Annotated in this window: 14 protein-coding genes; 5 read left to right on the plus strand and 9 right to left on the minus strand. The window is 70.9% G+C overall.

The features are described from left to right. The first annotated feature begins 112 nt into the window (after positions 1 to 112). Together ACFYZZ_RS36865 and ACFYZZ_RS36870 are read left to right on the plus strand one after the other, a co-directional pair. Positions 113 to 2,626 (plus strand): DEAD/DEAH box helicase, encoded by a 2,514-nt coding sequence (locus tag ACFYZZ_RS36865; RefSeq protein ID WP_386581358.1) that lies wholly within the window; start codon positions 113 to 115, stop codon positions 2,624 to 2,626. A 19-nt stretch (positions 2,627 to 2,645) separates the two neighbouring features. Next, complete coding sequence (locus tag ACFYZZ_RS36870) at positions 2,646 to 3,512, plus strand: acyl-CoA thioesterase (RefSeq protein ID WP_389185817.1); 867 nt, start codon at positions 2,646 to 2,648, stop codon at positions 3,510 to 3,512. An 8-nt stretch (positions 3,513 to 3,520) separates the two neighbouring features. Here ACFYZZ_RS36870 and ACFYZZ_RS36875 read toward each other — a convergent pair whose 3' ends face one another. After that, positions 3,521 to 4,450, minus strand: a complete 930-nt coding sequence (locus ACFYZZ_RS36875; RefSeq protein ID WP_389185820.1) for a DUF6397 family protein — start codon at positions 4,448 to 4,450, stop codon at positions 3,521 to 3,523. A gap of 125 nt (positions 4,451 to 4,575) precedes the next feature. Further along, positions 4,576 to 4,989 (minus strand): roadblock/LC7 domain-containing protein, encoded by a 414-nt coding sequence (locus ACFYZZ_RS36880; protein ID WP_386581352.1) that lies wholly within the window; start codon positions 4,987 to 4,989, stop codon positions 4,576 to 4,578. A gap of 92 nt (positions 4,990 to 5,081) precedes the next feature. Between ACFYZZ_RS36880 and ACFYZZ_RS36885 the strand changes: the two genes are divergently transcribed. Then, the gene (locus tag ACFYZZ_RS36885; RefSeq protein WP_386581351.1) at positions 5,082 to 5,510 is read left to right on the plus strand and encodes a PPOX class F420-dependent oxidoreductase; all 429 of its coding nucleotides are present in this window, start codon (positions 5,082 to 5,084) and stop codon (positions 5,508 to 5,510) included. 3 nt (positions 5,511 to 5,513) lie between these two features. Here ACFYZZ_RS36885 and ACFYZZ_RS36890 read toward each other — a convergent pair whose 3' ends face one another. From ACFYZZ_RS36890 to ACFYZZ_RS36910, 5 genes are all read right to left on the minus strand, one after another. Further along, a complete protein-coding gene (locus ACFYZZ_RS36890; RefSeq protein ID WP_386581350.1) occupies positions 5,514 to 6,116 on the minus strand; it encodes an ATP/GTP-binding protein in 603 nt (200 codons plus the stop codon). Between the two features lie 197 nt (positions 6,117 to 6,313). Beyond that, positions 6,314 to 6,727, minus strand: coding sequence for a DUF742 domain-containing protein (locus tag ACFYZZ_RS36895; protein WP_389185825.1), 414 nt, complete (start codon positions 6,725 to 6,727; stop codon positions 6,314 to 6,316). A gap of 16 nt (positions 6,728 to 6,743) precedes the next feature. Next, complete coding sequence (locus tag ACFYZZ_RS36900; RefSeq protein WP_386581346.1) at positions 6,744 to 7,181, minus strand: roadblock/LC7 domain-containing protein; 438 nt, start codon at positions 7,179 to 7,181, stop codon at positions 6,744 to 6,746. After that, the gene (locus ACFYZZ_RS36905; RefSeq protein WP_389185828.1) at positions 7,178 to 9,700 is read right to left on the minus strand and encodes a nitrate- and nitrite sensing domain-containing protein; all 2,523 of its coding nucleotides are present in this window, start codon (positions 9,698 to 9,700) and stop codon (positions 7,178 to 7,180) included. The genes ACFYZZ_RS36900 and ACFYZZ_RS36905 overlap by 4 nt, the downstream gene beginning before the upstream one ends. Before the next feature lie 48 nt (positions 9,701 to 9,748). Beyond that, a complete protein-coding gene (locus tag ACFYZZ_RS36910) occupies positions 9,749 to 10,522 on the minus strand; it encodes an MHYT domain-containing protein (protein WP_389185831.1) in 774 nt (257 codons plus the stop codon). Between the two features lie 152 nt (positions 10,523 to 10,674). Here ACFYZZ_RS36910 and ACFYZZ_RS36915 point away from each other — a divergent pair, with 152 nt between their 5' ends. Further along, the gene (locus ACFYZZ_RS36915) at positions 10,675 to 11,274 is read left to right on the plus strand and encodes a class I SAM-dependent methyltransferase (protein WP_389185834.1); all 600 of its coding nucleotides are present in this window, start codon (positions 10,675 to 10,677) and stop codon (positions 11,272 to 11,274) included. Between the two features lie 13 nt (positions 11,275 to 11,287). Here ACFYZZ_RS36915 and ACFYZZ_RS36920 read toward each other — a convergent pair whose 3' ends face one another. Continuing rightward, positions 11,288 to 12,043 carry an alpha/beta fold hydrolase gene (locus tag ACFYZZ_RS36920; protein ID WP_389185837.1) on the minus strand — a complete coding sequence of 252 codons (756 nt, stop codon included), beginning with the start codon at positions 12,041 to 12,043 and terminating at the stop codon, positions 11,288 to 11,290. Positions 12,044 to 12,157: 114 nt separating this feature from the next. Here ACFYZZ_RS36920 and ACFYZZ_RS36925 point away from each other — a divergent pair, with 114 nt between their 5' ends. Beyond that, positions 12,158 to 12,691, plus strand: a complete 534-nt coding sequence (locus ACFYZZ_RS36925; protein ID WP_389185840.1) for a PadR family transcriptional regulator — start codon at positions 12,158 to 12,160, stop codon at positions 12,689 to 12,691. Here the strand turns inward: ACFYZZ_RS36925 and ACFYZZ_RS36930 are convergent. Beyond that, the gene (locus ACFYZZ_RS36930) at positions 12,668 to 13,573 is read right to left on the minus strand and encodes an oxygenase MpaB family protein (protein ID WP_389185843.1); all 906 of its coding nucleotides are present in this window, start codon (positions 13,571 to 13,573) and stop codon (positions 12,668 to 12,670) included. The genes ACFYZZ_RS36925 and ACFYZZ_RS36930 overlap by 24 nt on opposite strands. Between the last annotated feature and the right edge of the window lie 93 nt (positions 13,574 to 13,666).

The raw sequence follows: 13,666 nt of genomic DNA on the forward strand, positions 1-13,666 counted from the left end.
GTCCAGTTGACCCGGTGCACTGACGCGCCGTCGGCGACACAGCGTAGCGGCCATGATCTTCGTACTCGCAGCCGATTCCCCTCTCGGGGAGAAGGCCAGGCAAGATGGGTGCGTGACCCTCATCGATCAGCTGCCGCCGACCGCCGACCCCGACGCCCTGTACGAAGCCTTCGAGTCGTGGGCGCAGGAGCGCGGTCTCACGCTCTACCCCCACCAGGAGGAGGCGCTGATCGAGGCGGTCTCCGGGGCGAACGTGATCGTCTCGACGCCCACCGGCTCGGGCAAGAGCATGATCGCGGCGGGCGCGCACTTCGCCGCGCTGGCCCGGGACGAGGTCACCTTCTACACGGCTCCGATCAAGGCGCTGGTGTCGGAGAAGTTCTTCGAGCTGTGCAAGCTCTTCGGCACCGAGAACGTCGGCATGCTCACCGGCGACGCCTCCGTGAACGCCGACGCGCCCGTGATCTGCTGCACCGCCGAGGTGCTGGCGTCGATCGCGCTGCGCGACGGCAAGAACGCGGACGTCGGCCAGGTCGTGATGGACGAGTTCCACTTCTACGCGGAGGGCGACCGCGGCTGGGCCTGGCAGATCCCGCTGCTGGAACTCCCGCAGGCACAGTTCATCCTGATGTCGGCCACTTTGGGCGATGTGTCGTTCTTCGAGAAGGACCTCGCCCGCCGCACCGGCCGCCCCACCGCTGTGGTCCGCTCGGCCACCCGCCCGGTGCCCCTTTCCTACGAGTACCAGCTCACCCCGCTCACCGAGACGCTCACCGATCTGCTGGAGAGCAAGCAGGCCCCCGTGTACATCGTCCACTTCACCCAGGCGCAGGCCGTGGAGCGGGCGCAGGCGCTGATGAGCATCAACATGTGCTCGCGCGAGGAGAAGGACCAGATCGCCGAGCTGATCGGCAACTTCCGCTTCACCACCAAGTTCGGCCGCAACCTCTCCCGTTACGTCCGGCACGGCATCGGCGTCCACCACGCCGGCATGCTGCCCAAGTACCGGCGTCTGGTGGAGAAGCTCGCCCAGGCCGGTCTGCTCAAGGTCATCTGCGGCACGGACACGCTCGGCGTGGGTGTCAACGTGCCCATCCGGACGGTGCTGTTCACCGCGCTGACCAAGTACGACGGCAGCAGGGTGCGCACGCTGCGGGCCCGAGAGTTCCACCAGATCGCGGGCCGGGCCGGCCGGGCCGGTTTCGACACGGCGGGACTGGTCGTGGCGCAGGCACCCGAGCACGTCATCGAGAACGAGAAGGCCCTCGCCAAGGCCGGCGACGATCCGAAGAAGCGCCGCAAGGTGGTGCGCAAAAAGGCACCGGAGGGCTTCGTCGGCTGGACGGAGAACACCTTCGAGAAGCTGATCGCGTCCGAACCCGAGCCGCTCACCTCGCGGTTCCGGGTGACCCACACGATGCTGCTGTCGGTGATCGCCCGTCCCGGCAACGCCTTCGAGGCGATGCGCCACCTCCTGGAGGACAACCACGAGCCGCGCAGGCAGCAACTGCGGCACATCCGGCGGGCGATCGCGATCTACCGCTCGCTGCTGGACGGCGGGATCGTGGAGAAGCTCGACAAGCCGGACGCCGAGGGCCGCATCGTGCGGCTCACGGTCGACCTCCAGCAGGACTTCGCCCTCAACCAGCCGCTGTCCACGTTCGCGCTCGCCGCTTTCGAACTGCTCGACCCCGACTCGCCGTCCTACGCCCTCGACATGGTGTCCGTGGTCGAGTCCACGCTGGACGACCCGCGGCAGATCCTCGCCGCCCAGCAGAACAAGGCGCGCGGCGAGGCCGTGGCCGCGATGAAGGCCGACGGTGTCGAGTACGAGGAGCGCATGGAGCGCCTCCAGGACATCTCGTACCCGAAGCCCCTGGAAGAGCTGCTCTTCCACGCGTACAACACCTACCGCAAGAGCCACCCGTGGGTCGGTGACCACCCGCTGTCGCCCAAGTCCGTCATCCGGGACATGTACGAACGGGCGCTGTCCTTCACCGAGCTGGTGTCCTTCTACGAGCTGGCCCGCACCGAGGGCATCGTGCTGCGCTACCTCGCCAGCGCCTACAAGACCCTCGACCACACCATCCCGGACGACCTGAAGTCCGAGGATCTCCAGGACCTGATCGAGTGGCTCGGCGAGATGGTGCGCCAGGTGGACTCCAGCCTGCTCGACGAGTGGGAGCAGCTCGCCAACCCGGAGGAGATGACCGCCGAGGAGGCCCAGGAGAAGGCCGACGAGGTCAAGCCGGTCACGGCCAATGCCCGCGCCTTCCGCGTCCTGGTCCGCAACGCGATGTTCCGCCGCGTGGAGCTGGCCGCCCTCGACCAGGTCGAGGACCTGGGCGAGATGGACGCCGAGGCCGGCTGGGACGCGGAGGCGTGGGGCGAGGCGATGGACAAGTACTGGGACGAGTACGAGGACCTCGGCACCGGCCCCGACGCCCGCGGCCCCAAGCTGCTGGTCATCAAGGAGGAGCCGGAGAACGGTCTCTGGCGCGTCCGCCAGATCTTCGACGACCCGAACGGCGACCACGACTGGGGCATCAGCGCGGAGATCGACCTGGCGGCCTCCGACGCCGAGGGCCGTGCCGTCGTGCGCGTCACCGATGTCGGCCAGCTCTGACCACAGGAGAATCCCACCGATGACGAACCCGGCCGAGAGACTGGTCGACCTGCTCGACCTGGAGCAGATCGAGGTCAACATCTTCCGTGGCCGAAGCCCGCAGGAGTCCCTGCAGCGGGTCTTCGGCGGCCAGGTGGCGGGCCAGGCACTGGTCGCCGCCGGGCGCACCACGGACGGCGAACGCCCGGTGCACTCGCTGCACGCGTACTTCCTCCGCCCGGGCCGGCCGGGCGTGCCCATCGTGTACCAGGTGGAACGGGTCCGCGACGGCCGGTCGTTCACGACGCGCCGGGTCACGGCCGTGCAGCAGGGCCGCACGATCTTCAATCTGACCGCCTCCTTTCACAAGCCTGAGGAAGGACCGTTCGAGCACCAGCTGCCGCCGGCCCGTGAGGTGCCGGACCCGGAGTCCCTGCCGACGGTGACCGAGGAGATCCGCAAGCATCTGGGCGCGCTGCCGGAGCAGCTGGAGCGGATGGCGCGCCGCCAGCCCTTCGACATCCGTTACGTCGACCGGCTGCGCTGGCACGCCGAGGAGATCGAGGGGAGCGAGCCGCGCAGCGCCGTGTGGATGCGCGCAGTCGGTCCGCTCGGTGACGACCCGCTGGTGCACACGTGCGCGCTGACCTACGCCAGCGACATGACCCTCCTGGACGCGGTCCGCATCCCGGTCGAACCCCTGTGGGCCGCGCGGAACTTCGACATGGCCTCGCTGGACCACGCCATGTGGTTCCACCGGCCGTTCCGCGCGGACGAGTGGTTCCTGTACGACCAGGAGTCTCCGATCGCCACCGGCGGGCGCGGTCTGGCCCGCGGGCGCATCTACGACCTGCGGGGGCAGCTGCTCGTGTCGGTCGTCCAGGAAGGTCTGTTCCGGGCCCTGTAGCGCGGGGCTCAGACCCCGGCGGGCCGGGGGTTTCTGCGGCGGAGCCACGCCCGCAGTCCGCGGGTCGGTCGCGGTGTCTCCGGCCGGGTGTCGTGGTCCCCGGGTGTGGTCGGCGGGGCCGATCGTGCCGTGGGCACGGTCGTGTGCCGTGCGGCCGGGTGCGGGGCGGGTGCGTGGGCGCGTGCCTCCTCCACTGCGTGCGCCAGGTCGCTGCGCAGCCAGCCGATCTCGTCCGGGTCCTGCGCCGTCATCAGCTGCTCGGCAAGATGCGCGGACGGTGATCCCGGCGCTCCGTGGTCGAGCGGAGCGGGCCGGAAGCGGTTCAGCTGGGCGCGCTCGTAGGGGTCCTTGACCACATCCGCGACGTCGATGGACGGGAGGAAGGCGGCCACCACCCCGGCACGCGCCCAGGAGGCCTCGGACTGCCGTGTCAGAAATCCGAGTTGCCGTCCCCGCCAGTTGCGGGCCCGGAGGTCGACCCCGGCCGCCAGCTGGCTCCTGAGGCTCTCGGGCGTACGCCCCCTGAGCAGGTGTGCGTTCTCCGCACCGGACGTGAACTGCCGTAGTTCCTCTGCCAGATAGAGCCAGACCACGGCTCGGTAACGGTTCAGGTAAAAGCGGACCGGCACCAGCAGACCCAGTCGGGCGAGCCTGGTGAACCTGCCCGCGGGGATCTCCATGAGCGCAGCACCCTCCGCCGTACCCACGACGCGCAAGCGCTCACGGAGCGTGTCGGGAAAACCGTCCTGGGTGCGCAGCCGGTCGATCTCGGTCCGTTCGACCCGGCGGCCCCCGCCTCCGCCCTCGTCGGGCACGGTCCGGATGCGGCCGAGATGGACGGCGAGGTCGAACTCGCGGCGCTTGAGCCCCAGTTCACGAGCCGCGCGGCTCGGGGTGCAGGTGACGGTGCGGGCGGGGACGAAGGTGCTTCCCGACATGGTCGTACTCCCCGTGAAGTCGATGGCTCACGCCCTGCGCGTTCGCCGTGCACACACCGTAGCCGGATCGGCGCACATCGTGGCGAGCCTGTGGATAACTCCACGGCGCGAGACAAAGACGCAGGTCAGAGATCTGACAGTGGAGCGCGATCGGGCTGCCGGGCATCCACGCCGAGATGTTCGCCGACACGGTTGACGAGCAGGGTCATCTCATAGGCGATCTGGCCGATGTCGGCCTCCGCGCCGCTGAGCACGCACAGGCAGCTGCCGGTGCCGGCGGCGGTCACGAACAGCACGGCGTCGTCGTACTCGATCATCGTCTGCCGCACCCTGCCCGCGCCGAAGTGGCGCCCCGATCCCTTCGCGAGGCTGTGCAGCCCGGACGCAACCGCGGCCAGATGCTCGGCGTCCTCGCGGCGAAGGCCGGTGCTGGCCCCCGTGACCAGGCCGTCGTTGGACAGGACCAGCGCGTGCCGTACATGGTCCACCCGCCCGGTCAGATCGTCCAGGAGCCAGCCGAGTCCCTGGTTCTGCGCCATGTTCCGTCTCCCCGTGTGACGTCTCCCCCTGGCTGGAGGAACTGTCCGCCAGCCTTCCCCACGACCGGCCTGCGGGCAAGCAGGATGGGCGTATGGCACAGAAGATGACCGATGAGGAATGGCGGGCGTTCGTCTCGTACGGCACCCGAACCGGCAAGTTGTCCACCGTCAGCGCCGATGGGAGCCCACATGTGGCCCCGGTCTGGTTCGTACTGGACGGGGACGACGTGGTCTTCAACACCGGTAAGGAAACCGTGAAAGGGCGCAATCTCGCCCGTGACGGACGGATCGCCCTGTGCGTGGACGACGACCGGCCGCCGTTCCACTTCGTGGTGCTGCACGGGCGCGCCCGACTGTCGGAGGAGCTGGACGAGTTGCGCCTTTGGGCCACCCGCATCGCCGCTCGGTACATGGGCGAGGAGCGCGCGGACGAGTTCGGCGCCCGCAACGGCGTCCCGGGCGAGCTGCTGGTCCGGGTCGCCGTGGAAAAGGTGGTGGCGCTGAAGGATCTGACCGGCTGACGTTCAGCTCACCGAGTCGAGGAGTCGGGCGGTGTGCATCCGCCCGGCGTACTCGACGAGGCGGATCAGCACCTCCTTGCCGGAGTCCCGGTCGCGCGCGTCGCACAGGACCACGGGTGTGCCCCGGTCCAGGTCGAGGGCCCGGGAGACGTCGTGGGCGCCGTAGCTGCGTGCTCCGGGGAAGCAGTTGACGGCCACCACGAACGGGATGCGCCGGTGCTCGAAGTAGTCGACGGCCGGGAAGCAGTCCTCCAGACGGCGGGTGTCGGCGAGGACCACGGCACCGAGGGCCCCCTGCGCCAGTTCGTCCCACAGGAACCAGAAGCGGTCCTGGCCGGGTGTGCCGAAGAGGTACAGGGAGAGGCCGGAGCGGATGGTGATGCGCCCGAAGTCCATGGCGACGGTCGTGGTGACCTTCTGGTCCACGCCGTCGGTGTCGTCCACGAGCTGACCGGCTTCGCTGAGCAGCTCCTCGGTGCGCAGCGGGCGGATCTCGCTGACGGCCCCGACGAGGGTCGTCTTGCCGACACCGAAGCCGCCGGCGACCAGTATCTTCAGTGCCAGGGCGGACATGTCGCCGGCGGCGTCGGAGTGCTCGGAGACCATGATCACTTCTCTCGGGAGGGCCGGCTGTGGTCGGTGTCGGACTGCTCGGGACAGGAGGTCAGCATCATGACAACTCCGGCATCCCTCCGGGGGATCGGACCGGAACACGCCTGATGTGACCGTTTCGCGCCCGGTCGGTTCCGGAACGCGCACGGAACGGGATGCCAGGAGGCGCCCGTCGGATTCTGAACGTTCATCTACAGCGCCCGCAGCCCCTCGATGACCTCACGGAGAATGCGTTCGTCCGGCAGCTGGGCCGGGGGTACCGGGCGGCTGACGGTGACGCAGCCCAGTTCCAGGAGGTCACCGAGAAGCACCCTGACCACGCCCACCGGGAGGTCCGCGTCGGCCGCGAGTTCGGCGACGGACTGTGTCTCGGTGCGACACAGGTCGACCAGGGCGCGGTGTTCGGGGCCGAGCAAGGTGTCCTCGTCCACCGCGGGTGCGGCGGGGTCGAGGGTGACGAGGGCGATCAGGTCGAAGCGCACCCCGGTGGGGCCGGGCTGGGTGCGTCCGCCGGTCATGGCGTAGGGACGGACGAGGGGCCCGGCCTCGCCGTCGTACCACTGGCTGCCCTGCTCGCGCCGTCCGTCGCTCTGGTTCTCGGTCATGTGCCGCCCTTCCGGCTCATCCCGCGGCAGGCGGCCGGGCGGCGACGCGGGGCGCTGTGTAGAGATGCTCGCCCACGCGCTTGACCAGTCGTGCCATCTCGTAGGCGACCAGGCCGATGTCGGCGGTGACGGCGGTGAGCACCGCCAGGCAGGAGCCTTCGCCGGCCGCGGCCACGAAAAGGAAGGCGTCGTCCATCTCCACCATGGTCTGGCGCACGCCGCCCGCCCCGAAATGCCGTCCCGCGCCCTTGGCGAGGCTGTTGAAGCCGGAGGCCACGGCCGCGAGATGCTCCGCGTCCTCCCGCGCGAGGGCGGTGGAGGCGCCGACGGCCAGGCCGTCGTTGGACAGCACGACGGCGTGCCGAACCTCCCTCACCCGCATCACCAGGTCGTCCAGCAGCCAGTCCAGTTCACCTGATCGCTGGGCGGTACTCATGCTCGGGTCCTGGATCATGCCGGGTCTCCTTCAGTGCTGTCACTGCCCGTTTCGGGTGCCGGGGCGGGGCCGCGGCCGGGTTGCCTGCCACCGCCGCGGGCCCAGCCCGCGCGGTAGGCCGCCATGCGGTCCCGTACGAGTTCGGGGGTGCGCCGGTCGTCGCCGCGCGGGTCGGGTTCCGGCGCCGTCTCTTCGGAGCGCTGATGGCGGAGTTGGGGCGCGAGGCTCGCCTGGCGCACGCGGCGTGGAAGGTTGTCGGAGGATTCGGAGTCGTTCGGAGGGCGGTGCAGCCTCAAGGTGGTGACTCCGGGGGGCGGGGGTTCGTGCGCGGGGGTCGAGGGGGCCGGGGCACTGGCCGCGAGGGCGGGCCGGTCCGTCTGCGCGGTGACCTCGGAGGGCGACGGGGGCGCGTCGGGCACGGGCGCGTACTCGCGCGGCTGTTCCGGCCGTGCCGGTGCCTCCTCCTGGGCGGGGCGCTCGGCGGCGCGGGTGTGCAGCAGGACGGTGGGCACCAGGACGACCGCGGTGGTGCCTCCGTAGGGGGAGGTGCGCAGGTGCACCTTGATGCCGTGCCGAGCCGCCAGCCTGCTGACCACGAACAGTCCGAGGCGGTCGCTGTCGAACAGGTCCAGGGCCTCGGACTGTTCGATCCGCCGGTTGGCCTCCGCGAGGGTGTCGGTGCCCATGCCGAGGCCGCGGTCCTCGACTTCGAGGGCGTAGCCGTTGCCGACGGGTTCTCCGGTGACGCGCACGCGCGTGTGGGGCGGCGAGAACTGGGCGGCGTTCTCGACGAGTTCGGCGAGCAGGTGGGTGACGTCGGCGACCGCCGCGCCGATGACGGACGCCTCGGGGAGCTGGCGCACCTCCACGCGCGCGTAGTCCTCGATCTCGGAGACGGCGGCGCGTACGACGTTCGTGAGGGACACCGGCATGCGCCAGGCCCGGCCGGGTGCGGCTCCGGAGAGAATGATCAGGCTCTCGGCGTGGCGCCGCATCCGGGTGGTGAGGTGGTCGAGGCGGAAGAGGTCGCTCAGCTCGTCGGGGTCGTCGGAGCGCCGCTCCATGCTGTCGAGGAGGCTGAGCTGGCGGTGGACGAGCACCTGGCTGCGGCGGGCCAGGTTGACGAAGACTCCGGAGATGCCGCTGGCGAGTTCGGCGCGTTCGACCGCTGCGTGCAGGGCGGCGCGGTGCACGGTGGTCAGGGCCTCGGCGACCTGGCCGGTCTCGTCCTCGGCGGGTGGTCCGGCGGGCGCCTCGGCCTGGATGTCGATCTCTTCGCCCGTGCGCAGTTTCCGCATCGCCGCGGGGAGTTTGCGGCGGGCGATCTCCAGAGCGTCGTTGCGCAGGCTTACCAGCTCGACCACGAGGGCCCGCCCGATGCGGACGGAGATGACGAGCGAGGCGACGACGGCGGCGAGGCCGAAGAGCACCGCGGCGCCGGCGGGGCTGAGGAAGCCGCGTGTGAACGGGTCGGCGCGGCCCGCGACGGCGCGGCCGGTGTCCGTCGCGATGGTCCGCATCACGTCCTGCACGCGCGCGTGGGCAGTGTTCCAGGCGCTCGCCGGTGCGGTGTCCACCGCCTTGGCACCGGCGCCGGAGGCAATGATCTTGTCTTCCGTGGCGGTGAGGCCGGTATAGGCGCTGCTGCCGGCCAGCTCGCGCCAGGCTGCGCGCTGGGTGCCGGGCAGGTCGGCCACGGCTGCCTCGGAGAGGGTGCGGCGCGTGGCGACGGCCGCGCCGAACAGCCGCAGCCGTTCGCCCTGCAGGCCGGCGGCCGGGCGCGCGCTGCCGAGGATCGCGTCCTCCTGGGCCAGCGCCTCGGCGGCGCGGGAGAATTCGAGCAGCACACGCGCGTCGGAGCCGACGTCGGCCTGCTGGACACCGGTGAGGGCGCCGTCCACCGTGAAGGCCGTACCGATGGTGCTCGTGTACTGCGCGTACACCTGGCTCCAGCCGGCCTTGTGGTCGAGTACGGCGGTCCGCAGCGCGCGCAGGTGCTCGGCGCCGGCGACAAAGTCCTCGAGGCGTCCGCCGACTCCGGCGGGCAGTTCCTGGCTGTCGGCGACGGTGTGGCCGTGGCCGAGCCGCAGCTTGGCCACCGCGCGGTCGGTCCGCGCGGCGAGGCCTTCGAGGTCGTCGCCGCGTCCCGCGCCCGGGTCGGCGGCATGGCGCACGGCCGCGGCCCGCTCGGTCTGCAGTGCGGCGACGGCTGCGGCCACCGGGGTGCGCAGTTCGGCGTCGACCCGCTGGGACTGCCGCAGCCGGGCAACGTCCTGGACGGTGCTGACGGTGGCGTACGCCCACAGGGCGAGCAGGGAGATGACGGGCACCATCAGCAGGCAGACCACCTTGGCACGCACCGTGCGAGCGCGCATGCGCCAACGGCCCGCGCGCGGGGGCGCGTGCTCCCGCAGCGTGTCGAGGGGCCCGCCCGGCACCTCGTCGGCCGGTGGTCCGGCGTGCGCGCGTCGGCCGCGGGGCGGGGGCGTGGACTGCGCAGGGGTGCCGGCTCTGGGGGTGTTACGGGGTGGGCGCATGGCCTCCTCGCTCGGGATGTGGGTCGGGGCTCCGGGGCCGGGCTCCCGCTAGCGGGCGACGCTCTGGACGGGCCGCTGGGCCGAGGCGGACGCCTCGCGCTCGTCGGCCGTGGGCGAGAGGGCGACGAAGGCCGAGGTGAGGAACAGATAGGACCCGAGGCCGACGGCGAGGGGGAAGATGAACTGCATCGCCGTGGCCCCGGGCAGAACCTCGCCGGAGGGGGTGACGCGCACACTCACCGCGAACATCCCGGTGTAGTGCATGCTGCTGACGGCCGCCCCCATGACGAGGGAGGCGAGGGTGACCGCAAGGGGTGACTTGATGTTGAGCCCCGCCCACAGGGCCGCGGTCGCCGCCACGACGGCGATCAGGACCGAGAGTCCGACGAGGACGGGGTCGTAGTGCACTTGACCGTGCAGCCGTACCGCGGCCATGCCCAGGTAGTGCATGCTCGCGACGCCGAGCCCGGTGGTGAGCCCTCCCAGGAGGAGCGCCCGGTTGCGGTCCTTGCTGTATCCGACGGCGAAGACGCCGGCACAGACGACGACCATGGCGACGACGAGGCTCAGGATGGTCAGCGGCACGTCGTACCGGATGTCGGTGCCGCTGACGCGGAAGCCGAGCATGGCCACGAAGTGCATGGTCCAGATGCCCGTCCCGATCGCGGAGGCGGCGGTGACGAGCCAGTTGCGGCGCGACCGGCCGGTGGTGGAGAGCGCGCGCACGGTGCAGCGCAGTCCCAGTGCGGCGCCTATGCAGGCCATCACGTACGACAGCGCGGGGGTCAGCCAGCCGAAGGCGGCGTGGTCCAGGTGTCCCATGGCCCCGGGACGCTAGTCGCGGCAGGGGCGCACGAAGGGGGCGCATTTCGAAAGGTGTTGGAATATGACACAGAGAGGCGATGGAACGATCGCGTCCAGCTCGAACATGCGCGCAGGCATGTCCCCCGTGTCGGTGAGGGATCATGCGGGGCATGAGCGACGACCACACACATGTCCAGGAGTTCTTCACCGCCCGCGCCGCCGACTGGGACAGCCGGTTCCCCGACGACGGTCCCGCCTACACGGCCGCCGTCGCGAACCTCGGCCTGCGTCAGGGTGATCGCGTGCTCGACGCCGGTTGCGGCACCGGACGCGCCCTTGCGCCCTTGCGTGCCGCCGTGGGGCCGTCCGGAGTGGTGGCCGGGGTCGATCTGACTCCGGCGATGCTCCAGGCCGCCGTGCGGGCCGGGCGACACCAGGTGGGGCGGCTGCTGCTCGCGGACGTGGCCGCCTTGCCGCTGCGGTCGGGTTCGATGGACGCCGTGTTCGCGGCGGGCCTGATCGCGCACCTGCCCAAGCCCTCCGAGAACCTGCGGGAGCTGGTCCGCGTGGTGCGGCCGGGCGGCGTGCTCGCACTGTTCCATCCCATCGGCCGGGCGGCCCTGGCGGCGCGTCAGGGGCGGCAGATCACCCCCGACGACCTGCGGGCCGAGGCCAATCTCGGCCCTCTCCTGGCCCGCTCGGGATGGCGCATGACGTCGTACGTCGACGAAGACGCCCGTTTCCTCGCCCTGGCGGTGCCCGAGGCCTGACGGCCGGGGCGGATCAGTTCCGCCCCGCCACGGCGGCCACGAAGGCGTCGGGATTGTCGAACATGACGTTGTGCCCGGCGCCGGGCACCGTCACCACGCGGACCCCGGCGGCTTCCAGGTCCTCCCTGCCCGGGAGTTCGCCGCTGCGCTCGCCCTGAAGGTAGACGCGGTCGATCGCCAGGCCTTCCAGCAGGGTGCGCATCACGGGGTCCGAGCCGCGCCGCAGACCGACCGCACTGCGGTGCAGTGCACGCGGATCGGCCAGCCGCATCGTGGCCGCCCACAGCGGGCCCACCGCCTCCAGCACGCGCGCGTACTGCTCCTCGACGAACTCGTCCTCCCCGTAGGAGGCGATGCCGCTGCTCGCAGCCGTCTGCGGCGGGAAGGCGTCCAGATTGGCCTCCGTGAGGACCAGCCGGGAGACGAGGTCGGGTCGCCGGTGGGCGAGGACGATGGCGACGGCCCCGCCCATGCTGTGCGCGATCAACTCGGCACCGGTGACGCCGGCCTGGTCCAGTGCGGCAGCCACGGCGTCGGCGTTCTCCTCCAGCGTGTAGCCGAAGTGCTCGGGCCGGTCGCTGATGCCGTGCCCGGGAAGGTCCACGAACAGGCTGCGCCTGCCCGTGAGTTCGGGGCGGGCCGCGATGTGCGCGTGGTACACGGAGGAAACCGATCCGAGTCCGTGCAGGTACACGCGCGCGGGCCCCTCACCGGGCGCCTCCGTCCACCGGATCCGGCTCCCCTTGCTGTCGAATTCGGCCTGCTTCACGGTGCCCCTCCCTGATGCGTGCGATGACGTATGCAAGATACCTCGACATCGATGTATTACGGAAGCAGAATATCGAGGCCTCGCTGTACAGCGGGCATAGGAGAGGATGCGGGCATGCTGGAACTCGCCATCCTCGGTTTCCTGTACGACGTCCCGCTGCACGGCTACGTCCTGCGCAGGCACATCGCCGCGCTCACCGGGCACGTGCGGCCCGTCGCCGAGAGCACGCTGTACCCGGCGATCAAACGGCTGGAGAAGGCGGGCCTGCTGGCGCGGGCCACCGAGCCCGGTGCCGTGGCCGCGCCACGTCACGTGCTGACGCTCACCGAGGAGGGCAGGCAGGAGCTGCGGCGCCGCCTCGCCGACCCCGGGCAGCGCGAGATCACTGACGAGAACCACTGGTTCACGTTGCTCGCGTTCCTGCGCCACCTGGACGACCCGGCGGCCCAGGCGGCCGTACTACGGCGCCGGTTGGCCTTTCTCGAGGAACCGGCGAGCTTCTTCTACGAGGGCGACCGGCCGCTGGCCGCCGAGGAACTGGACGACCCGTTCCGGCGCGGGGTGCTCAAGATCGCGCGCGCCACGAGCCGCGCCGAACTCACCTGGCTGCGCGAGACCCTCGCCTCACTCGAGGCCGTCGGCCGCTGAGGTGTCCAGGTGCCGTACCGGGCAGGCGCCCGTCCCCGGGACCGGGCGGGTGCCCAGGTCGGCCAGCCGGTAGCCGTTCGGATAGCCCTTGATCTCCCAGTTCTGCCGTGCGAAGTGCGGTGTGCGGCGCGGCGGAAGCAGCCGGACCAACCGGCCACGCGTACGCACCGCGCGGCGCACGAGCGAGGACGTGGCCTGGCTCGGAGGCTCGTAGTGGAAGGCACGCAGCAGCGGCTCGTCGAGCAGAGCGAGGGTGGCCGTGCGCAGCAGCGGCGCCAGCGGGCGCGGGTACCAGGACGCCATCAGGTCGAGTGTGGCGTCGGAGACCCGTCGGGCCTGGACGTCCCAGTCGAAGTGCGCCTCTTCGTAGGCGTCGAGGAGCGCTTCGAACCCCTCGTAGGTCTCGGGGATGTCGGGGATGCCCATGTGCCGGCCGAGGGTGCGGTAGTACTCGGTGGTGGCGACGACCTCGTGCCGGGACAGGCGACGCCAGCCGTAGGTGTCGATCCAGCGCCTGGGCACCACCACGAAGGTGGAGAGCACGTAGCGCATGTCGTCGTCGCTGATGTCGTAGCTGCGGTGCATCTGGTTGATGCGGCGGATCGCGGTACGGCCCTCGTCGGCGGTGAAGCCGTGCTCCACGACGGCGTCGAGGAGCAGCGCGGTGTCGTCGTAACGCTTCTGCGTGCGCTCGGTCAGCTCCGCGGTCCGCGCCAGCAGCCGCCCGATGCTGGGCACGGCGTAGGTGCGGTACAGGGCCAGCTCCAGGGCGCGCGTGTAGTCCCAGGGGAATTCGAACGCCACGCTGAGCCGGTAGATCTCCAGAGCGTCCGCCACCGGATCCATCCGGCGGATCTGCTCAAGCCGCTCGAAGCGCTTCACCGCGCCGTCCCCCTTCTGTCGCCGAAGCTCCAACTCTACGTTGAACAGGAGCAAGTGAGCGATCAGCGACGACCCCGTTCAGGGCTAAGGTGG

This window comes from Streptomyces sp. NPDC001816 (assembly GCF_042892235.1).
In the GTDB taxonomy this organism is placed as follows: Bacteria; Actinomycetota; Actinomycetes; order Streptomycetales; family Streptomycetaceae; genus Streptomyces.